General features: G+C 63.2%; 19 protein-coding genes and 1 riboswitch. Of the genes, 7 read left to right on the forward strand and 12 right to left on the reverse strand.

What is annotated here, in order from left to right; genetic code table 11:
- Positions 1-11 precede the first annotated feature (11 nt).
- The 8 genes from FH041_RS15485 to tkt form a co-directional block, all read right to left on the reverse strand.
- Positions 12-512: a M48 family metallopeptidase gene (locus FH041_RS15485; protein WP_140174825.1), complete on the reverse strand. Its 501-nt coding sequence runs from the start codon at positions 510-512 to the stop codon at positions 12-14.
- A gap of 31 nt (positions 513-543) precedes the next feature.
- Entirely contained in the window at positions 544-2,679 is a 2,136-nt protein-coding gene (locus FH041_RS15490) for a bifunctional diguanylate cyclase/phosphodiesterase (protein WP_027914008.1), read from the reverse strand.
- 232 nt (positions 2,680-2,911) lie between these two features.
- The gene (fba, locus tag FH041_RS15495; RefSeq protein ID WP_027914009.1) at positions 2,912-3,976 is read right to left on the reverse strand and encodes a class II fructose-bisphosphate aldolase; all 1,065 of its coding nucleotides are present in this window, start codon (positions 3,974-3,976) and stop codon (positions 2,912-2,914) included.
- A gap of 98 nt (positions 3,977-4,074) precedes the next feature.
- A complete protein-coding gene (locus tag FH041_RS15500) occupies positions 4,075-4,404 on the reverse strand; it encodes an MliC family protein (protein WP_027914010.1) in 330 nt (109 codons plus the stop codon).
- A 74-nt stretch (positions 4,405-4,478) separates the two neighbouring features.
- Positions 4,479-4,730 carry a hypothetical protein gene (locus FH041_RS15505; RefSeq protein ID WP_027914011.1) on the reverse strand — a complete coding sequence of 84 codons (252 nt, stop codon included), beginning with the start codon at positions 4,728-4,730 and terminating at the stop codon, positions 4,479-4,481.
- Positions 4,730-5,893, reverse strand: a complete 1,164-nt coding sequence (locus tag FH041_RS15510) for a phosphoglycerate kinase (protein ID WP_140174827.1) — start codon at positions 5,891-5,893, stop codon at positions 4,730-4,732. Before FH041_RS15510 ends, FH041_RS15505 begins: the two co-directional genes overlap by 1 nt.
- A 12-nt stretch (positions 5,894-5,905) precedes the next feature.
- The gene (gene epd, locus FH041_RS15515; protein ID WP_140174829.1) at positions 5,906-6,967 is read right to left on the reverse strand and encodes an erythrose-4-phosphate dehydrogenase; all 1,062 of its coding nucleotides are present in this window, start codon (positions 6,965-6,967) and stop codon (positions 5,906-5,908) included.
- A 182-nt stretch (positions 6,968-7,149) separates the two neighbouring features.
- Positions 7,150-9,147 carry a transketolase gene (gene tkt, locus FH041_RS15520; RefSeq protein WP_140174831.1) on the reverse strand — a complete coding sequence of 666 codons (1,998 nt, stop codon included), beginning with the start codon at positions 9,145-9,147 and terminating at the stop codon, positions 7,150-7,152.
- Positions 9,148-9,375: 228 nt separating this feature from the next.
- Between tkt and FH041_RS15525 the strand changes: the two genes are divergently transcribed.
- From FH041_RS15525 to FH041_RS15540, 4 genes are all read left to right on the forward strand, one after another.
- Positions 9,376-10,368 carry a metalloregulator ArsR/SmtB family transcription factor gene (locus FH041_RS15525; RefSeq protein ID WP_027914015.1) on the forward strand — a complete coding sequence of 331 codons (993 nt, stop codon included), beginning with the start codon at positions 9,376-9,378 and terminating at the stop codon, positions 10,366-10,368.
- 18 nt (positions 10,369-10,386) lie between these two features.
- On the forward strand, positions 10,387-11,577 hold the full coding sequence (gene metK, locus FH041_RS15530; protein WP_023532964.1) for a methionine adenosyltransferase: 1,191 nt from the start codon (positions 10,387-10,389) through the stop codon (positions 11,575-11,577).
- Positions 11,578-11,720: 143 nt separating this feature from the next.
- Positions 11,721-13,418 (forward strand): NAD-dependent DNA ligase LigB, encoded by a 1,698-nt coding sequence (gene ligB / locus FH041_RS15535; RefSeq protein ID WP_140174833.1) that lies wholly within the window; start codon positions 11,721-11,723, stop codon positions 13,416-13,418.
- A gap of 138 nt (positions 13,419-13,556) precedes the next feature.
- Entirely contained in the window at positions 13,557-13,949 is a 393-nt protein-coding gene (locus FH041_RS15540) for a DUF1090 domain-containing protein (RefSeq protein WP_027914017.1), read from the forward strand.
- A 49-nt stretch (positions 13,950-13,998) separates the two neighbouring features.
- Here FH041_RS15540 and FH041_RS15545 read toward each other — a convergent pair whose 3' ends face one another.
- Positions 13,999-14,457 carry a cytochrome c gene (locus FH041_RS15545; RefSeq protein ID WP_027914018.1) on the reverse strand — a complete coding sequence of 153 codons (459 nt, stop codon included), beginning with the start codon at positions 14,455-14,457 and terminating at the stop codon, positions 13,999-14,001.
- A 118-nt stretch (positions 14,458-14,575) separates the two neighbouring features.
- Between FH041_RS15545 and FH041_RS15550 the strand changes: the two genes are divergently transcribed.
- Entirely contained in the window at positions 14,576-15,727 is a 1,152-nt protein-coding gene (locus FH041_RS15550) for a murein transglycosylase A (RefSeq protein WP_125922200.1), read from the forward strand.
- Between the two features lie 27 nt (positions 15,728-15,754).
- Here the strand turns inward: FH041_RS15550 and FH041_RS15555 are convergent, their stop codons facing one another.
- Both FH041_RS15555 and FH041_RS15560 read right to left on the reverse strand, forming a co-directional pair.
- Complete coding sequence (locus tag FH041_RS15555; protein ID WP_023533046.1) at positions 15,755-16,141, reverse strand: MAPEG family protein; 387 nt, start codon at positions 16,139-16,141, stop codon at positions 15,755-15,757.
- 27 nt (positions 16,142-16,168) lie between these two features.
- Positions 16,169-17,002: a DMT family transporter gene (locus FH041_RS15560; RefSeq protein WP_140174835.1), complete on the reverse strand. Its 834-nt coding sequence runs from the start codon at positions 17,000-17,002 to the stop codon at positions 16,169-16,171.
- 242 nt (positions 17,003-17,244) lie between these two features.
- On the opposite strand from FH041_RS15560, the gene FH041_RS15565 reads away from it, so the two are divergent.
- Positions 17,245-18,480: a sodium:proton antiporter gene (locus FH041_RS15565; RefSeq protein ID WP_049696726.1), complete on the forward strand. Its 1,236-nt coding sequence runs from the start codon at positions 17,245-17,247 to the stop codon at positions 18,478-18,480.
- A gap of 35 nt (positions 18,481-18,515) precedes the next feature.
- On the opposite strand, the gene FH041_RS15570 is transcribed toward FH041_RS15565, so the two are convergent.
- Positions 18,516-18,917, reverse strand: a complete 402-nt coding sequence (locus FH041_RS15570; protein ID WP_023533000.1) for an acyl-CoA thioesterase — start codon at positions 18,915-18,917, stop codon at positions 18,516-18,518.
- Positions 18,918-19,095: 178 nt separating this feature from the next.
- Positions 19,096-19,192, forward strand: a riboswitch (S-adenosyl-L-homocysteine riboswitch).
- Positions 19,193-19,212: 20 nt separating this feature from the next.
- On the opposite strand from FH041_RS15570, the gene ahcY reads away from it, so the two are divergent.
- Positions 19,213-20,622, forward strand: a complete 1,410-nt coding sequence (ahcY, locus tag FH041_RS15575) for an adenosylhomocysteinase (RefSeq protein ID WP_027914022.1) — start codon at positions 19,213-19,215, stop codon at positions 20,620-20,622.
- The last annotated feature ends 151 nt before the right edge of the window (positions 20,623-20,773 follow it).

A 20,773-nucleotide genomic window follows, 5' to 3' on the forward strand; every position in this document is an offset into this window, starting at 1 on the left:
CTGCGGGGTCCTCAAGCGTTGCCCGGCAATTCCCGATAGGTCAGGTAGACGCGCAGGTCGAATTCCAGTTGATGGTAGTCCGGCTCCATGTGCTGACAGAGCTGGTAGAACGCCTTGTTGTGGTCACGCTCGCGCAAATGCGCCAACTCGTGCACCACGATCATGCGTAGAAATTGCGGCGCGGCCTCCTTGAACAGCGAGGCGATGCGGATCTCCTTCTTGGCCTTGAGTTTGCCGCCCTGCACGCGAGAGACAGCAGTGTTCAGGCCCAGCGCCCGGTGGGTCAGGTCCAGGCGGTTGTCGAACAGCACCTTGTCCAGCGGCGGTGCACTGCGCAGAAAACGCTGGCGCAGTTCCTGGACGTAGCCGTACAGGGCCTTGTCGCTTTGTACCTCGTGGCGCTCTGGATAGCGCTTGTGCAGGTACTCGCCAAGGCGGTCGCTGTCGATCATCTGCCGCACTTGCTGTTGCAGGTGCGGTGGGTAGGCTTGCAGGTAGCGTAGGACGGTCATGGCAGTACGGTCGGCGTAACGAGCGCCAATTCTAACCCGCCAGCGGATCAGGCCAGGGGAAAATTGCCGGGAAGTTGCCGGCATCGGCAGCTGTCATGGGGTGCGCTACCAGAAAGCCCTGAACGTATTCGCAGCCTGCGGCTTTAAGCCATTGAGCCTGAGCCTGGGTTTCAACGCCCTCGGCAATCACGGTGATCCCGTAATCGGCACACAGCCCGATGACGCTGCGTGCCAGCGCCGCATCGGTCGACGCGTCCGGCAAGCGCGCCACCAGGTGGCGATCGAGTTTCAGGGTGTCGATGGGCAAATCGCGCAGCATGCGCAGCGAACAGTCACCGGCGCCGAAATCGTCCAACGCCACCCGCACACCCAGCGCACGCAACCGGTCGACCTGCTTGACCGCCGCATCGATGTTGTACATGAGCGAGGTTTCGGCCACTTCCACTTCCAGGTGCGCCGGCTGCAGGCCATAGCGCTGGATGACCCGTTGCAGCTCCTCGACCAGGCTTGGCGAGACGAACTGGGCCCGGCTCAGGCTGATGCCCAACACGATGTCGGTCGCAAAGCGTTGATACCAGGCCTGGCGCTGGGCAGCACTCTGACCGTAGATCCAGCCGGCCAGGCGGTTGATCAGCCGCGCCTCCTCGAGCAGGGGGATGAACAGGCCTGGCGGCACATCGCCAACGCTGGGGTGCTGCCAACGCAGCAGGGCTTCGAAGCCGCGCAGGCGACCATCGGCGAAGGCCACTTGCGGCTGGTACACCAGGGTGAAATCCTGCTGCTCGATGGCTGTACGCACGCCGTCTTCGAGCATCAGGCGGGAGCGGGCGCGGCCATTGAGCTCCTGGTCGTAGAAGCGATACTGCTGGCGCCCTGCCTGCTTGGCAGCGTACATGGCCGCATCGGCTGCGCGCAGCAAGCCTTCTACGTTGCCACCGCAGTCAGGGTACGTGGCGATACCGATGCTCACGCCCAGGCACACGTCCAGCCCATCGATCTGATGGCTGATGGCAATGCGCTCGAGCAGCCGCTCGGCGTAGCGCCCGGCTTGCTCGGCATAGGGCAAGCCGTCGAACAGCGCGGTGAATTCGTCCCCGCCCATGCGTGCCAACAGCGCTTCACTGCCCAGGCAATCCTTGAGTTGCTCGGCCACCCAGCGCAGGACCCGGTCACCGGCATCATGACCAAGGGAGTCGTTGATACGCTTGAAGCCATCGAGGTCCATGTACATCAAGGCCTGCGCCCGGTCCGAACGCTCATTGCGCAGCAACGCCCCTTCGGCCGCCTGGTAGAACCCACGGCGATTGAGCAGACCGGTGAGCGGGTCGGTAATGGCTTGGTATTCGAGCTGTTGGTGCAGGTTGTGCACCGCCGACATGTCCAGCACGGTTACCACCATCGCCTGTTGCTCGGCAGGCAGGGGCGCACATGACAGGGCCACCGGCAGCAGCTCGCCGCTCGGGCGACGCAACTGGGCGTCATGCATGCGGTGGATGCGCCTGGCCAGATAGCTTTGGTGGAACGTCGAATCCTGCCACGTACTCGGCGTGCTCAGCTGCAACAGCCCCAGCAGATCGACGTTCTGCAACTGTTCGATAGGCGTTGCCAGCAGGGAGCAGATAGCCGGGTTGGCGAAGCGGATGATGCCCCCGGCATCCACCACCAGAATACCCTCGGCCGCATTGTCCAGAATCGATGCATTGAAGGCGCGGGCCTCGTCGAGTTCACGGGTCAGCGCCTGCAGGCGCCGCCGATTGCGCTGCTGGTCGAGCAGGGCCTGCACCTTGGGCTTGAGAATCCGCGGGTCGAACGGCTTGAACATGTAGTCCACGGCGCCGTTGGCGTAGCCTTTCAACACGGCGGCCTGGGACTGCTCGTTGGCTGTCAGGAAGATGATGGGCGTGAGTTGGGTTCGCTGGCTGCCGCGCATCAGGCGAGCGACTTCGAAGCCGTCCATCTCAGGCATGTGCACATCCAGTAAAACCAGGTCGACATCGTTTTCCAGCAATGCGCTCAGGGCTTCTCGGCCCGAACTTGCCGTCAGCACCAGCCAATCCTGGCGCGACAACAAGGCTTGCATACTGATGAGGTTCTCTGGGTAATCGTCGACTACCAGAAGCACCGAGCTGCCATCCTGTGGCATGAGTTGAAGGTGAGCGCCATCCATGCTGCATCTCTGTTATATGACCGACTACAAACTGGCCGTTGGATCCAGTTTTACCCCAGGCATGAGCTGATAGCACGCATCACAAGCCAAAAACCATCAGCCACTGACTGAAGGTAGCCGACCGATCGCGGTTTCGCTGACATTCTGTGACATGCAATGGCAGAACGCTTTCGCAGCCACCGCCAGAAACGAAAAACCCGCATCGCTGCGGGTTTTCCGGGGGCCGGTTTGCTTAGTTGACTTTTGCGGCCAGCTCGCCTTTGGCGTAGCGCTGGAACATGCTTTCCAGGGAGATCGGCTTGATCTTCGAGGCATGGCCGGCAGTGCCGAATGCTTCGTAACGGGCGATGCACACGTCGCGCATGGCTTTTACGGTTTCAGCGAAGAACTTGCGCGGGTCGAACTCGCTCGGGTTCATGGCCATGTGACGACGGATGGCACCGGTGGACGCCAGACGCAGGTCGGTGTCGATGTTGACCTTGCGCACGCCGTACTTGATGCCTTCGACGATTTCCTCGACCGGCACACCGTAGGTTTCCTTGATGTCGCCGCCGTACTGGTTGATGATCGCCAGCCACTCCTGCGGTACCGAGGAGGAGCCGTGCATCACCAGGTGGGTGTCGGGAATGCGCTTGTGGATTTCCTTGATGCGGTCGATGGCCAGCACGTCACCGGTAGGCGGCTTGGTGAACTTGTAAGCACCGTGGCTGGTGCCGATGGCGATGGCCAGGGCATCGACCTGGGTCTTCTTGACGAAGTCGGCAGCTTCTTCAGGGTCGGTCAGCATCTGGCTGTGGTCGAGCACGCCTTCGGCACCGATACCGTCTTCCTCACCGGCCATGCCGGTTTCCAGCGAGCCCAGGCAGCCCAGTTCGCCTTCTACCGACACACCACAGGCATGGGCCATGGCAACGGTCTGCTGGGTGACGCGCACGTTGTATTCGTAATCGGTCGGGGTCTTGCCGTCTTCGCCGAGCGAGCCGTCCATCATGACCGAGCTGAAGCCCAGCTGGATGGAGCGCTGGCAGACATCCGGGCTGGTGCCGTGGTCCTGGTGCATGCACACCGGGATGTGCGGGAATTCTTCGATGGCCGCCAGGATCAGGTGACGCAGGAACGGCGCACCTGCGTACTTGCGCGCACCGGCCGAGGCCTGGACGATCACAGGGGAGTCGGTCTTGTCAGCCGCTTCCATGATGGCGCGCATCTGCTCAAGGTTGTTGACGTTGAAAGCCGGTACGCCATAACCGAACTCGGCGGCGTGGTCCAGCATCTGGCGCATGCTAATGAGTGCCATTGTGTATCTCTCTCCCGACAAGCGTCGTTGTTTCGTGCAAGCCTGCCGCAGGGGCAGTTGCTGTTCAAGTAGTGTGGGCCACCTAGCGGCCCGGCCAGTCACGGTGCCTTGCAGCCCCGCCCTATCAGATCGTTGGTCGCCACCCAGTACACCAGGCCCTCTTCGCCCTTGGTGTGAAACGCCAGCATGCCGTCGCTGTACAGCGCGCCGGAGGCGCCGGGCTCGGCCTTGAGCCGGTACACCTGGTCGCCGCCGCCAAGGCGTACGTCAACCTGGTCACGCTGGGGGTCGGCAAACCGCCACAGCACTTCGGCCTGGGTGTCGCAGACCCACCGGGTCCAGTTGTCCGCCGGCGCGGTCTGCGCCGGTTGCAGCAGTGAACATCCTGCCAGTGTCGCCAGGGCCATTACGGCCAAGAGCGCTTTCATTCAGTTACCTCGATGGGCAGCACACGGCCCTTCTCCAAGACCACAAACCGGCCTGCAGGTTGCCAGCGGCCCGATCAAGGGCAGCCGGGCGCCTTGCGCTGGTGCTCTTCGTCGTACTTTTCCAGCCCTTCCGGGCCTACGCGCTTGCTGATCACTGGCACGGTTTCGGCTTGCCATTCGGACTGATAGCAACCGCCCTTGGGCGGTTGCGCCGGGTCGTCCTGAGCATCCGGGCTGCCGGCGCAGGCGCTCAGCAGCCCGACCAGCAGCAACACAGGCAACTGCTTGGCCATCAGGCCACTCCTTTTGCCAGGCGCCGTGTTCATCAGGCTTTGGCCCGCTCTTCGAGCATGGCCACCGCTGGCAGAACCTTGCCTTCGACGAACTCGAGGAAGGCGCCGCCACCGGTAGAAATGTAGGAGATATCCTGGCTGACGCCATATTTGTCGATGGCTGCCAGGGTATCACCGCCACCGGCGATGGAGAACGCGGCGCTGTCGGCGATTGCCTTGGCCAGCACCTGGGTGCCATTGCCGAACTGATCGAACTCGAATACACCAACCGGGCCATTCCACAGGATGGTCTTGGAGGACTTGAGCAAGTCGGCGAACTGGGCGGCGGTCTGCGGACCGATGTCCAGGATCATGTCGTCGGTCGCAACATCGGCAATGGCCTTGACGGTCGCTTCGGCGTCTTCGGCGAAGGCCTTGGCAACCACCACATCGACAGGCAGCGGCACGCTGACCTTGGCGGCAATGGCCTTGGCCGTTTCGACCAGATCGGGCTCGTACAGCGACTTACCGACCGGGTGCCCGGCAGCCGCCAGGAAGGTGTTGGCGATGCCGCCACCGACGATCAGCTGATCGCATACCGAGCTCAGGCTGTTGAGCACGTCCAGCTTGGTGGACACCTTGGAGCCGGCGACGATGGCGGCCATTGGCTTGGCCGGGGCCTTCAGCGCCTTGCCCAGGGCATCCAGCTCAGCTGCCAGCAACGGGCCAGCCGCCGCGACCTTGGCGAACTTGGCAACGCCGTGGGTGGAACCCTCGGCGCGGTGAGCCGTGCCGAAGGCGTCCATCACGAACACATCGCACAGCGCCGCGTACTGCTGGGCCAGCTCATCGGCGTTCTTCTTCTCGCCCTTGTTGAAGCGCACGTTCTCGAACAGCACCAGCTCGCCTGCCTTGACCTCGACGCCACCCAGGTAGTCACCCACCAGCGGCACGTCGCGGCCCAGCGCCTTGCTCAGGTACTTGGCAACCGGCTCAAGGCTGTTCTCGGCAGAGAATTCACCTTCGGTGGGGCGGCCCAGGTGCGAGCAGACCATCACCGCCGCACCCTTCTCCAGGGCCAGCTTGATGGTCGGCAGCGCTGCCTGGATGCGCGCATCGCTGGTCACCACACCGTCCTTGACAGGCACGTTCAGGTCTTCGCGAATCAGTACGCGCTTACCTTGCAGGTCGAGGTCGGTCATCTTCAACACGGTCATGAATGCGGTCCTTCAGGGCTGTTTGTTGCGGGTTGGGTGGACGACGTGCAGAAAATGTCCGGCAACGTCGAGCATACGGTTTGCAAACCCCCATTCGTTGTCGAACCAGGCCAGCAGGTTGACCAGGCGCGGGCCTGATACACGGGTCTGGCTGGCATCGACGATGGCCGAATGCGGGTCGTGGTTGAAATCACAACTGGCGTGGGGCAGCTCGGTGTAGGCCAGCAGCCCCTTGAGCGGCCCGGTCAGCGCCGCCTCGCGCAGTACCCTGTTGACCTCGGCTGCGGTGGTGTCGCGAGCGGTCTGCAAGGTGATGTCCAGGCACGAGACGTTGACCGTCGGCACGCGTACCGCTTTGGCCTGGATTCGCCCGGCAAGTTCCGGGAGCAGACGCTCGATGCCGCGCGCAAGGCCGGTGGACACCGGAATCACCGACTGGAACGCCGAACGGGTACGGCGCAGGTCTTCATGGTGATAGGCGTCGATCACTGGCTGGTCGTTCATGGCCGAGTGAATGGTGGTGATCTGTACATAGTCGATGCCAAATGCCTGATCCAGCACCCGCAGCAGCGGTACACCGCAGTTGGTGGTGCACGAAGCATTGGAGACCAGCCGCTCAATGCCGGTCAGGCAGTGCTGGTTGATGCCGTACACCACCGTGGCATCGACGTCAGCCTCGCTGGCCATGGGCTGGGAGAACAGCACCCTTGGCGCACCGGCCTCGAGAAAGCGCTGGCCATCGGCACGGGTGTTGTAGGCGCCGGAACACTCCAGGACCAGGTCCACGTCCAGGGCCGCCCAGTCGATGCCTTCGGGCGTGGCGCTGCGCATCACCTTCACGCAATCGCCATTGATGTGCAGGCAATCGCCATCGACCTTGACCTCGCCGGGAAAGCGCCCATGGGTGGAGTCGAAGCGGGTGAGGTATTCCAGGCTGGCCTGGTCGGCCAAGTCGTTGAGTGCGACGATCTCGAAATCGGCCCTGCTGCCCCGCTCGAACAGCGCGCGCAGAACACAGCGGCCGATACGGCCATAACCGTTGAGTGCAACTTTATAGGGACGCAAGTGGGACATTCGTTGACTCGCTAAGCGTGATGGCTTCGAGGCCGCATGGCGGCCTATCGCGGCACAAGGCCGCTTCCACAGGTACTACGCCGTGGCTGGCGACAGTACCTGTGGAAGCGGCCTCATGGCGCGATGGAGGGCGACGCCCTCCCCTCGCACGACCAGGAGGGCATCCTGCCCTCCCTGATACATCAGTCTTCCAGCAGCTCTTCGGCGGTACCGAGGATGTTCTCCAGGGTGAAGCCGAATTCTTCGAACAGTGCCGAGGCCGGCGCCGACTCACCGTAGGTGGTCATGCCGATGACGCGGCCTTCGAGGCCGACGTACTTGTACCAGAAGTCGGCATGTGCCGCTTCGATGGCGATACGGGCACTGACTTCCAGTGGCAGCACCGACTGCTTGTAGGCAGCATCCTGGGCATCGAACACGCTGGTCGACGGCATGGACACCACGCGTACATTGCGGCCTTGCTCGGTCAGCTTGTCGTAGGCCTGAACGGCCAGGCCCACTTCGGAGCCGGTGGCGATCAGGATCAGCTCAGGCTCGCCAGCGCAATCCTTGAGCACGTAGCCGCCACGGCTGATGGCAGCGAGTTGCTGCGCATCGCGGGCCTGGTGCTGCAGGTTCTGGCGCGAGAAGATCAGCGCCGATGGACCATCCTTGCGCTCCAGAGCGTTCTTCCAGGCCACGGCCGACTCAACGGCATCCGCCGGGCGCCAGGTGTCCAGGTTCGGCGTGGTGCGCAGGCTGGTCAGCTGCTCGATCGGCTGGTGGGTCGGGCCGTCTTCGCCCAGGCCAATGGAGTCGTGGGTGTAGACATGGATCACGCGCTGCTTCATCAGCGCCGACATGCGCACGGCGTTGCGGGCGTATTCCATGAACATCAGGAACGTCGCGCCGTAAGGCACCAGGCCGCCGTGCAGGGCCACGCCGTTCATGATGGCGGTCATGCCGAATTCACGCACGCCGTAGAACACGTAGTTGCCGCTGGCATCGCCAGCTTCCACGCCCTTGCAGCCCTTCCACAGGGTCAGGTTGGAACCGGCCAGGTCCGCCGAACCGCCGAGGAACTCGGGCAACATCGGGCCATAGGCGTTCAGGGCATTCTGGCTGGCCTTGCGGCTGGCGATGGTTTCGCCCTTGGCCGCCACTTCCTCGATGTAGGCCTGGGCCTTTTCGCTGAAATCGGCAGGCAGGTCACCGGCCATGCGGCGCTTGAACTCTGCGGCCAGCTCCGGGTGCGCCAGAGCGTAGGCGTCGAAACGCTGGTTCCACTCGGCTTCGGCCTTGGCACCGGCTTGCTTGGCGTCCCACTCGGCATAGATGTCGGCGGGGATTTCGAACGGACCGTGGTTCCAGCCCAGTGCCTGACGGGTAAGGGCAATTTCGTCGTTGCCCAGCGGCGCGCCGTGGGACTCTTCCTTGCCCTGCTTGTTCGGCGAGCCGAAACCGATGGTGGTCTTGCAGCAGATCAGGGTCGGACGGTCGCTCTTGCGGGCGGTCTCGATGGCCGTCTTGATCTCTTCGGCGTCGTGGCCGTTGACGTTGCGGATCACCTGCCAGTTGTAGGCTTCGAAGCGCGCCGGGGTGTTGTCGGTGAACCAGCCATGCACTTCACCGTCGATGGAAATGCCGTTGTCGTCGTAGAAGGCAACCAGCTTGTTCAGCCCCAAGGTACCGGCCAGCGAGGCCACTTCGTGAGAAATGCCTTCCATCATGCAGCCATCGCCCAGGAACACATAGGTGTTGTGGTCGACGATGGTGTGGCCGTCACGGTTGAACTGGGCCGCCATGACTTTTTCGGCCAGGGCGAAGCCCACGGCGTTGGCGATGCCTTGGCCGAGCGGGCCGGTGGTGGTCTCGACGCCAGGGGTGTAACCGTGCTCCGGGTGGCCAGGGGTACGGCTGTGCAGTTGACGGAAGCTCTTGAGGTCGTCGATCGACAGGTCGTAGCCGGTCAGGTGAAGCAGCGAATAGATAAGCATCGAACCGTGGCCGTTGGACAGCACGAAGCGGTCGCGATCGGGAAATGCCGGGTTGCTCGGGTTGTGCTTGAGGTAGTCGCGCCAAAGAACCTCGGCGATATCCGCCATGCCCATGGGGGCACCGGGGTGGCCGCTGTTGGCCTTTTGCACGGCATCCATGCTAAGGGCACGAATGGCGTTGGCACGTTCACGACGGCTGGGCATCGCTGATCTCCTGGGGGCTTGAATAGGTGGTGATACGAAAAAGGCGTCCATTTTCGCCCACTGGGGCGCTTGGGGCAAACATTTAAGCAGCAGGCGGCGTGCATTGGTCCGATCATCGACCGCAATGGCAACACAAGGGTAATGGCTAATGGGCAACGGACCTGCAATATCAAAACTTTTTGATATAGGCCTTGCTAGGGCAACGATGCCTGTCTAGACTCCCGCACCATGAACCTTCGTGCGCAAGCAATACCGGAACAACGCGAGGCACTGGCCGCCCTGTGCAAGGCCAGTGGCGACGAGTTGCGCCTGAATGTGCTGCGCGCCCTGGCCAACGATTCCTTCGGCGTGCTGGAGCTGGCGCAGATCTTCGACATCGGCCAGTCGGGCATGAGCCACCACCTCAAGGTGCTGGCCCAGGCCGACCTGGTAGCCACCCGTCGGGAAGGCAACGCCATTTTCTATCGCCGCGCCCTGCCCGACAGCTTGCGCTTGGGCGGACGCTTGCACGCCGCGCTGCTCGACGAGGTCGATGACCTGGCCTTGCCCGCCGAGGTGCAAGGCCGCATCGCCCAGGTGCAGCAGCGCCGCGCGGCAACCAGCCAGGACTTCTTCCTGCGCGTGGAAGAGCGCTTTCGCGCCCAGCAGGACCTGATCGCAGGCTTGCCGCAATATCGCGAGAGCCTGCTGGCGCTGCTCGACAAGCTGCATTTCGACCCAAGCGCCAGCGCGCTTGAGGTCGGCCCCGGCGATGGGGGGTTCCTTCCGGACCTGGCTCGGCGTTTTGCGCAGGTTACCGCGCTTGACAACAGCCCGACCATGCTCGAACTCGCCCGCCAGGTCTGTCAGCGCGAAGGGCTGGACAACGTGAACCTGCAGTTGGCCGATGCACTGGGTGCAACGGATGTGGTCGCCGACTGCGTTGTGCTGAACATGGTCCTGCATCATTTCAGCGATCCGGCCCTGGCGTTGTGCCAGCTGGCCAAACGGGTGAAGGCAGGCGGCAGCCTGTTGATCACCGAATTGTGCAGCCATGACCAGGGGTGGGCGCGGGAAGCCTGCGGCGACCTGTGGCTCGGCTTCGAACAGGACGACTTGGCCCGCTGGGCCAACGCGGCAGGCCTGTCCCACGGGGATAGCCTGTACGTAGGCCTGCGTAACGGTTTCCAGATCCAGGTCCGCCATTTCCAGCGGACGGCTGGCGACATACACCATCGGTAAATTTCAGGAACCTTCGAGATGAGCGAATACTCCCTTTTCACCTCCGAGTCCGTGTCCGAAGGGCATCCGGACAAAATCGCCGACCAGATTTCGGACGCCGTGCTGGACGCGATCATCGCCCAGGACAAGTACGCCCGCGTCGCCTGTGAAACGCTGGTCAAGACCGGCGTGGCGATCATTGCCGGCGAGGTGAGCACCTCGGCCTGGGTCGACCTCGAGGACCTGGTACGCAAGGTCATCATCGACATCGGCTACAACAGCTCCGACGTCGGCTTTGACGGTGCCACCTGCGCCGTGATGAACATCATCGGCAAGCAGTCGGTGGACATTGCCCAAGGCGTCGACCGTTCCAAGCCAGAAGACCAAGGCGCCGGTGACCAGGGCCTGATGTTCGGCTACGCCAGCAACGAGACCGAAGTGCTGATGCCAGCGCCGATCTGCTTCTCGCATCGCCTGGTCGAGCGTCAGGCCGAAGCACGCAAGTCCGGCCTGCTGCCCTGGCTGCGCCCGGATGCCAAGTCGCAGGTCACCTGCCGTTACGAAGGTGGCAAGGTCGTGGGTATCGATGCGGTGGTGCTGTCCACCCAGCATAACCCCGAGGTGTCGCAGAAAGACCTGCAGGAAGCGGTCATGGAGCTGATCGTCAAGCACACGCTGCCTGCCGAACTGCTGCACAAAGGTACCCAGTACCACATCAACCCGACGGGCAACTTCATCATCGGCGGCCCGGTCGGTGACTGCGGCCTGACCGGTCGCAAAATCATCGTCGACTCCTACGGTGGCATGGCCCGCCACGGCGGCGGCGCGTTCTCGGGCAAGGACCCGTCCAAGGTCGACCGTTCCGCCGCCTATGCCGGCCGCTACGTGGCCAAGAACATCGTCGCCGCCGGCCTGGCCGAGCGCTGCGAGATCCAGGTCTCGTATGCCATCGGCGTGGCCCAACCGACCTCCATCTCGATCAATACCTTCGGCACTGGCAAGGTGTCGGACGAGAAGATCATCCAGCTGGTGCGCGAGTGCTTCGATCTGCGTCCATACGCCATTACGACCATGCTCGACCTGCTGCACCCGATGTACCAGGAAACCGCTGCTTACGGCCACTTCGGTCGCACCCCGCAGCAGAAAACCGTGGGTGACGACACCTTCACCACCTTCACTTGGGAACGCACTGACCGCGCTGAAGCGCTGCGTGACGCTGCCGGCCTGTAATTTCCTACAGCGCTGAGCGAAAGCCCCTGCCGAGCAATCGGCAGGGGCTTTTTTGTGACATATCGCCTGACAAACCGCCCGAGGCGAACACCGTGAAAACCCCATAGGCTCGGCACACTTCAAGCCACGCAAGGAAGCGGGCCATGCCAATCGTATTGCTGCTGATCATGGTGGTGTTGCACCTGCCGCCGACCTGGGCCAACCCGTGCCCGGACTGGACACCGGCACGCTCACACGCACAGATCGCCCAACTGAGCGCAACGCTCGCCCATTGGGACGAACGTTATCACCGTGACGGCGTGGCACTGGTGGCCGATGAGCTGTATGACCAGAGCCGCGATCACCTGGCCATGTTGCAGCGCTGCGTTGGCCTTGCGACCGAGGCCTCGCCGCTGGCCAGGGCGGGCGGTCCGGTCGTCCATCCCGTGCCGCACACCGGCGTGCAGAAGCTGGCCGACTTCCAGCGGGTTGCCGGCTGGATGACTGGCAAGACCGACCTGTGGGTACAGCCAAAGGTCGATGGCGTGGCGGTGTCACTGATCTACCGCCAGGGCCGGCTGACCCAGTTGATCAGCCGAGGCGACGGGGTCCGGGGGCACGATTGGAGCCGCCATATCCCACAACTCGAAGGGATTGTCCGGCAGCTGCCCCGCCCGCTCGATCTGTCGCTGCAAGGCGAGCTCTACTTGCGCCTTGAAGGCCACATACAGGCAAGCGCAGGGGGCCTCAATGCCCGTGGCACGGTCGCCGGCCTGCTCGCTCGCCACCAGATCGACGAGGAACAAGGCGCCCGCCTCGGTCTGTTCGTCTGGGAGTGGCCCAAGGGGCCTGAACAGCAAACCGAGCGCCTGTCGCAGCTGGCCCAACTGGGCTTTGCGGACAGTCAGCGCTACAGCGTTGCGATAAACACCCCCGAAGAAGCTGCGCGGTGGCGGGACCACTGGTTCGGCACGCCGCTACCCTTCGCCAGCGATGGGGTGATCCTGCGCCAGGGCGAACGCCCGCCTGCCCAACGCTGGCAGGCCAAGGCGCCGTACTGGATCGCAGCCTGGAAATACCCCTACGCACAAAAATTGGCGCAGGTGCGCGAGGTGCGCTTCCAAATCGGACGCACAGGTAAGGTCACCCCCATCGTTCACGTCGAGCCGGTGACCCTCGATGACCGACGCGTGACCCGTGTCAGCCTGGGCTCGCTGTCACGCTGGCAGGCATTGGACGTTCGTCCAGGCGACCAGATAGCCATCAGCCTGGCAGGGCTGACCATCCCCCGTTTCGACCAGATCGTGCATTACTCGGTCGAGCGCCAGCCAGTCACTGCACCGGCAGTCGACCAATACCATGCCCACAGCTGCTGGCGTGCCGGAGAAGGCTGTAATGAGCAGTTCATCGCTCGCCTCAGCTGGCTGGCCGGCAAACAAGGCCTGGCCCTGCCAGGAACGGGCCCAGGCACCTGGCGACGACTGGTCGAGGCAGGCCTGGTTTCGACGATGACCGACTGGCTGGAGCTCGATGCCGGGCGCCTGCAACAGGTGCCAAGCATCAGCACCCTGAGGGCAGCCCAGTTGCTGGCCGCCTTCGAACAGGCCCGCTTGCGTCCATTCACACAATGGGTTCGCGGTATCGGGACACCTATCGGCAAGGGGGTGGCGCTGCCCGGTGACTGGCCGACGGTGGTTGCCCAGACGCGTGGGCAGTGGCAAGCCCAGCCTGGCATCGGCTCGAAACGGGCGGACGAACTTGCGCGATTCTTCGCCAGCGCCGAGGTGCAAGCCATTGGGTCACATCTGGCCGGGCAAGGTGTAGACGGGTTCTCGGAGCAGCCGCTCAGGCCTGAGCAATGATTATTTACCAAAAAAACTGTAGGAAAAGCCGGAGATTTAGCGGCCCAGTCTTATCAAGGGTTCCTAAATGGCCAAAACCAAGGCAGGATTTCCATCCAGAATTTTTCTCGTTGCCCTGCCCCGTCCAGGAGGCTTTTCATGAAACGCTTTTCTTCCCTTTTTCTGCTCGCGGCCTTGGGCCTGGGCGCAGGCGCTGCACAGGCCGCCGCGCCCGATGCCGGCCTGACCGGTTGCGATGCCAAGCGCAGCGCGATCGAGAACCAGCTCAAGATCGCCCGTGAGCACGGCAATGCCGCGCAGGCGGCCGGGCTGGAGGAGGCCTTGCGTGGCGTGGCCAACTGCACCGAGGCCAGCCTGCGCAAAGAGCGTGAACAGAAGGTGCTCGATGCGCGCCATGAGGTGGCCCAGCGGGAGAAGGACCTGAAAAAGGCCGAGAAGAAAGGCGACGCCGAAAAAATCAACAAGCGCAAGGACAAGCTCGCCGAGTCCCGCAAGGAACTGCAGGACGCGGTAGACGACCTTGACCGCTGAGGCCAGCGCCTGAGGCGGCGCACGGGCCAGCCGCCGCCTGCCGCGTCATTCAATGGTTACGAAATTCGCTGTGGCACGCCCGGCATGCGTTTTCGACCTTGTCCATGGGTGCCTTCAACTGCGCAGCGTCCAGCGACGGCTGGCGGGTCGCTTGCACCAGCGCTCCGGTGGCTGCCTCCAGCTGCCGGGCCAGGTCTTGAAAGCGGGCCTGCCGTTGCCACACCTCGGGGCGCGCCGCGCTGCCTTCGCCCTCGGGTACCTGCGCAAAGTGCTGCCAGGGTTGGTGAGACAGCGTATCCAGGGTGTCCGCCCCTTGGGCGAAGCGACCGGCGTCGAACGGCAGTCGACCACGCAACATGCCGCCCAGGTCCTCGCTTGTCTTGAGCATGTCCTTGAAGATGGCCTTGCGCTTGCCCAGTGGCGAGTTGGGGTCAACGCCCCCGCAACCTGTCAGGCCACTACCCAAGGTCAATGCTGCAAGCACCACAACGCCCAACCGCTTAAACATCTCGCCTACCCATGCCTGGAAAAAGGGCCGGCCAGTATCGCTGCCAATGGGCGAAAGACCAATAGCCACATAAAAAACAAGGGTGAACCGCGTGTTCGTCCATGACAGGAATACACCGATGAAACATGCCTTGCGCCACCTGGCCTGGACACTCCCGCTACTGGCCTTGCTGGCCGGCTGCGACAACGACCAGACGGCAAAGCCCGAGCCCCACGCCATCGCAACCTACGCGCCTGGTACCTGGAAAGACCTGCCCACGGTCAGCGACGAAGACCTGCTCGCCGGTTTCTATGCCTGGCGCAGCGGCTGCGAAAAGCTCAAGCGCGACCCGGTCTGGGCGGCCACCTGTGAAGCCGCTGGGAGCCAGCCGGCAAGCGCTGCACAGGTGCGCATCTTTCTCGAGCAGAACCTTGAGGTCTATGGCCTGCGTTCGGCTGACAACAGTGCCAACGGCTTGATCACCGGCTATTACGAACCTGTCTACCCTGGCAGCCTGACCCCCTCTGCCACCTATGATGTGGCGGTCTACGGCCCTCCCGAAGACATGATCACGGTGGACCTGGCCAGCGTGTACCCCGAACTCAAGGGCAAGCGCCTGCGTGGTCGCCTCGAAGGGCGCGTGCTCAAGCCCTACGACACTGCTGAGGTCATCAACCGCAACGGCGCCAAGGCCCCGGTACTGGCCTGGCTGACCGACCCGATGGACTTGCAGTTCCTGCAGATCCAGGGCTCTGGTCGCGTCCAATTGGAGGACGGGCGCCAGCTGCGCCTGGGTTACGCTGACCAGAACGGTCATCCGTATCGTCCGATTGGGCGCTGGCTGGTCGAGCAAGGGCAGCTGAAAAAAGAAGACGTGAGCATGGGCGCCATTCATGCGTGGGCCCAGTCCAACCCTTCACGGGTTCCCGAATTGCTGGCCAGCAACCCCAGCTACGTGTTCTTCAGCACGCGCCCCGACAGCAACGAAGGGCCACGTGGCTCGCTCAACGTTCCACTGACGGCGGGCTACAGCGTGGCTATCGACCGCAAGGTCATCCCGCTTGGCAGCCTGCTGTGGCTATCGACCACCCGACCGGACGGCAGCCCCGTTGTGCGCCCGGTCGCGGCCCAGGACACTGGGGGCGCTATCGCAGGCGAGGTTCGCGCCGACCTGTTCTGGGGGACCGGCCAGGCAGCCGGAGACCTGGCCGGGAACATGAAGCAGCAGGGCCAGATCTGGATGCTGTGGCCCAAGGGCCAACCGCTGCCTGAAGTGCCCAAGGTCCCGTGACGGGGGCCTCGGCACCGGGCGATGCGGTCAGGCCGAGACCACGAAGAACGCCACGATGATTGCAAGGCCAGCGAACCAGACCAGAGAGCGCAGTGCCGCCCAGTCGGCGAGGTAGCAGATGATGTAGAGCAGCCGACTGGTGATGTACATCACACCCAGCACATCCTGGGTCACCTGTTCGGCGTTGCCGACGATGTCTGCCACCAGCACAGCGGCGGCGAATGCCGGAAAGGCTTCGTAACCGTTCTGCTGGGCTGAGTGCGCGCGGCGCGGCAGCCCCGACAGGGTATCGAGGAAGGCGCGCGGGTCATGGTTGTGCTTCAAGCCGAACCGGCCGCTCGCCAGCTTGGCGATCAGCGCACAGAGCGGCGGCAGGATCAGCGCGATCAGGATGCACCACAGGGCAACGGTCATGGACAGGATTCCTCGTTTGTCAGTCGGTCAGAGCTTCATTACCAGCATACCTGCCAGTACCAGCCCGCAAGCTAGGAGTCTTGGCCCGCCGAAAGGTTCTTTGAGGTAGCGCATCCCCAGCAACACCACAAGGATCACGCTCAGCTCGCGCAGCGCCGCTGCCTCGGCCACCGACCCCAGGTGCATCGCCCAGAGCACCAGGGCATAACTGAACAGCACGCACAGGCCGACGGCCAGGCCCAGCCGCCACTGGGTTTTCCAGAACAGCACGAACGGTGCCCGTCGCGCCACTGCGGCCAGCGCGGGGAATTGCCAGGCACTGAGCAGCGTCAGCCACACCAAGTAGTCCCATGGCTTGCCCCATTCGCGCACGGCCTGACCGTCGAACCAGGTATAGCACCCGATGCACAGCCCGATCAGGGCCACCACCGGCAACATCGACCACGGCAGCCGGTCTCCGCCACCGCCCTGCCACAACAGGCAGGCCATGCCACAGGGAATCAGCAGAATGCCGATGATCTGCTGCTGGCTCAGGGGTTCTCCGGCAAACGCCAGGGTCAGCGCCAGTACGACCAGAGGCGACAGCCCACGCATCAGCGGGTAGACCAGGCCCAGGTCACCCACGCAGTACGCCTTGATCAGCAGCCAGCGGTACAGCTGCTCGGCAAACGCCGAAGCCAGCAACCAGGGCCAGATACCGGCAGGCGGGATGTCCACGAAAGCCACCGCAGGCATCACCAGGGCCAGGGCCACCGTGTCCATGCTGGCAATGACCAGCAGGCGCTCGCCGCTGAATTTGATCAGGGTGTTCCAGGTCGCATGAAGCAAGGCAGCGATCAGCACCAGAGACGTGGCCAACACGCGGTGGGTCCTCAAGGGGTTACCGGACGCAGACTATAAGCCCTGGCCAGGTGAGCGCGTCAATCACGAAGCGGCCTCGCCACCCCCTGTTACAGCCCGCCCACCGCCTTTGGCAGGGCGCTAATGGGAACGATTAATGCAAAATCGGTCAAACCCTGTGCCCCGAACCCCTCGTCAGGTCATCAAAGAGCTGCCCGAGTCATTCGGGTGACGACTTGGAAGCCACTGTTACAGGAATCGGGATGCTTGAATTAGTTGCCGCGTTTATCTGCCTTACCACCCTTCTCACCTATGTGAACTACCGATTCATCGGCCTGCCACCTGCGATCGGCGTGATGGTCACGGCCTTGCTGTTCTCGCTCATGCTTCAGGCATTGAGCCTGATCGGCTTTCCTGGCCTGGAAGCCCGCGTCGAAGCGCTGATGAACCAGATCGACTTCAATGACCTGCTGATGCACTGGATGCTGGCGTTCCTGCTGTTCGCCGGTGCCTTGCACGTGAACTTGTCCGACCTGCGCAGCTACCGCTGGCCCATCGGCCTGCTGGCGACCGTGGGCGTGCTGATCGCCACCGTGGTCATCGGCTACCTGTCGCACTGGGTGTTCGCGATGTTCGGCTGGCAGGTGCCGCTGATCTACTGCCTGCTGTTCGGCGCGCTCATCTCGCCGACCGACCCGATTGCGGTGTTGGGCGCCCTGCGTACGGCCAATGCTCCTAAACCCCTGAAGACCACCATCGTCGGCGAGTCGCTGTTCAACGACGGTACTGCCGTTGTGGTCTTCACCGTGCTGCTTGGCATCATCCAGCTCGGTGAAACCCCGAGTGTCGCCGACACGGCGCTGCTGTTCGTTCGCGAGGCCATCGGTGGCGTGTTGTTTGGCGGTGTGATCGGCTACGCCACCTACCGCATGATCAAGAGTGTGGAGCAATACCAGGTCGAGGTCATGCTGACCCTGGCGCTGGTGATCGGTGGCTCGGCGATGTGCTATGAGTTGCACGTCTCGGCCCCTATCGCGATGGTGGTGGCGGGCCTGATCATCGGCAACCTGGGGCGCAACCTGGCGATGAACGACATGACCCGTCGCTACATGGACGGTTTCTGGGAGTTGATCGACGATATGCTCAACGCGCTGCTGTTCGCGTTGATCGGCCTGGAGCTGCTGTTGCTGCCTTTCAACTGGCTGCACATGGCCGCCGGCAGTGTATTGGCGCTGGCCGTGCTGCTCTCGCGCCTGCTGACCGTGGCGCCGGCCATCGTGTTGCTGCGGCGTTGGCGCCCGGTGCCCAAGGGCACGGTGCGGGTGCTGACCTGGGGTGGCCTGCGTGGTGGAGTATCGGTAGCCCTGGCGCTGTCGTTGCCTTTGGGTGAAGAGCGTGACCTGCTGCTGTCGATCACCTACATCGTGGTGCTGTCCTCGATCCTGGTGCAGGGCCTGAGCATCGGCAAGGTGGTACGCAGGGTCAGCGTACAACCCTGAAAGAAGCGGGGCTGCACCCTGCAGCCCCCAGACCGTCACTCCACGGCGGAGTCGGGGAACTGGTCCTGCACGTACTTGATTTCGGTACGCCCGTGGGGCGCAGGCAGCCCGTCCTCGCCCAGGTTCACGAAGACCATGCGTTCGACGGTCAGGATGCTCTTGCGCGTGATCTTGTTGCGCACTTCGCAGCGCAGCGTGATCGAGGTGCGGCCGAACTCGGTGGCGGTGATGCCCAGTTCGATGATGTCGCCCTTGCGCGAGGCACTGACGAAATTGATTTCGGACATGTACTTGGTCACCACGCGCTGGTTGCCCAGCTGCACGATGGCATAGATGGCCGCTTCCTCGTCGATCCAGCGCAGCAGGCTGCCACCGAACAGCGTGCCGTTGGGGTTGAGGTCTTCGGGTTTAACCCATTTGCGGGTGTGGAAGTTCATCGGGACTCCTGAGCATCCTGGCTTGCGTAAAACGATGATGGCAGAGCGGCCAGCGCCGCTCCACCCAACATCGACTATCGTCTCGATTAATCGACAGAAAACCTTGGGGATGGTGCCGCACCCGGCTATAATCGTGGCCGTTTTACATGGCCGTCCACAGCGGCGCCATGCCCGCCACCTGTCCGAGGGGCGCTGCAGCAGGCTCGACCTGTCAGGCTCGGATGGGGCGTTGTCCGCTCCCGCGGACGCTCAACGCACAACGGCGCCCATTCGCACACTACGAATGGAGGCTCTGATGAGCGCTGCAAACATGCCTGCTGGTTTTACCGATTTCAAAGTTGCCGACATCTCCCTGGCCGCCTGGGGCCGTCGCGAAACCATCATCGCCGAATCGGAAATGCCTGCGCTGATGGGCCTGCGCCGCAAGTACCAAGCCGAGCAACCGCTCAAGGGTGCCAAGATCCTGGGCTGCATCCACATGACCATCCAGACTGCCGTGCTGATCGAAACCCTGGTCGCCCTGGGTGCCGAAGTGCGCTGGTCGTCGTGCAACATCTTCTCCACCCAGGACCAGGCCGCCGCCTCCATCGCAGCCGCCGGTATCCCGGTCTTCGCCTGGAAGGGTGAAACCGAGCAGGAATACGAATGGTGCCTGGAGCAGACCATCCTCAAGGACGGCCAGCCCTGGGACGCCAACATGGTCCTGGACGACGGTGGCGACCTGACCGAACTGCTGCACAAGAAGTACCCACAGGTGCTCGAGCGCGTCCACGGCGTGACCGAAGAAACCACCACCGGCGTGCACCGCCTGCTGGACATGCTGGCCAAAGGCGAGCTGAAGGTTCCGGCCATCAACGTCAACGACTCGGTCACCAAGAGCAAGAACGACAACAAGTACGGCTGCCGTCACAGCCTGAACGATGCCATCAAGCGCGGTACCGACCACCTGCTGTCGGGCAAGCAGGCCCTGGTGATCGGCTACGGTGACGTGGGCAAGGGCTCGGCTCAGTCGCTGCGTCAGGAAGGCATGATCGTCAAGGTCACCGAAGTCGACCCCATCTGCGCGATGCAGGCGTGCATGGACGGTTTCGAAGTGGTATCGCCCTTCCTCGATGGCCTGAACGATGGCACCGAAGCCAGTGTCGACAAGGCGCTGCTGGGCAAGATCGACCTGATCGTCACCACCACCGGTAACGTGAACGTCTGCGACGCCAACATGCTCAAGGCCCTGAAAAAGCGTGCCGTTGTCTGCAACATCGGTCACTTCGACAACGAAATCGACACGGCCTTCATGCGCAAGAACTGGGCATGGGAAGAGGTCAAGCCGCAGGTGCACAAGATCCACCGTACCGGCGCCGGCAGCTTCGATCCTCAGAACGACGACTACCTGATCCTGCTGGCCGAAGGCCGCCTGGTCAACCTGGGCAATGCCACTGGCCACCCAAGCCGCATCATGGATGGCTCCTTCGCCAACCAGGTCCTGGCACAGATCTTCCTGTTCGAGCAGAAGTACGCCGACCTGTCGGCCGAGAAGAAAGCCGAGCGCCTGACGGTCGAAGTGCTGCCCAAGAAGCTCGACGAAGAAGTGGCCCTGGAAATGGTCCGCGGTTTCGGCGGCGTGGTCACCCAGTTGACCAAGCAGCAGGCCGACTACATCGGCGTAACCGTTGAAGGCCCGTTCAAGCCAGACGCCTACCGTTACTGATCGGTACGCTTCAAGCGCCAGGCAGTGCCAGACCGTGGCATTGCCGCTTGAAGTGCACGCCTGAAAGAAACGTGAACGATGCCAGGCCAGGTCGGCCATCACCGACCTGGCTTCTACTTGCAGCTTGCAGCTTTGGGCTTGCTGTTAGAGG

This window comes from Pseudomonas sp. SWI7, from assembly GCF_006351945.1.
Classification (GTDB): Bacteria; Pseudomonadota; Gammaproteobacteria; order Pseudomonadales; family Pseudomonadaceae; genus Aquipseudomonas; species Aquipseudomonas fulva.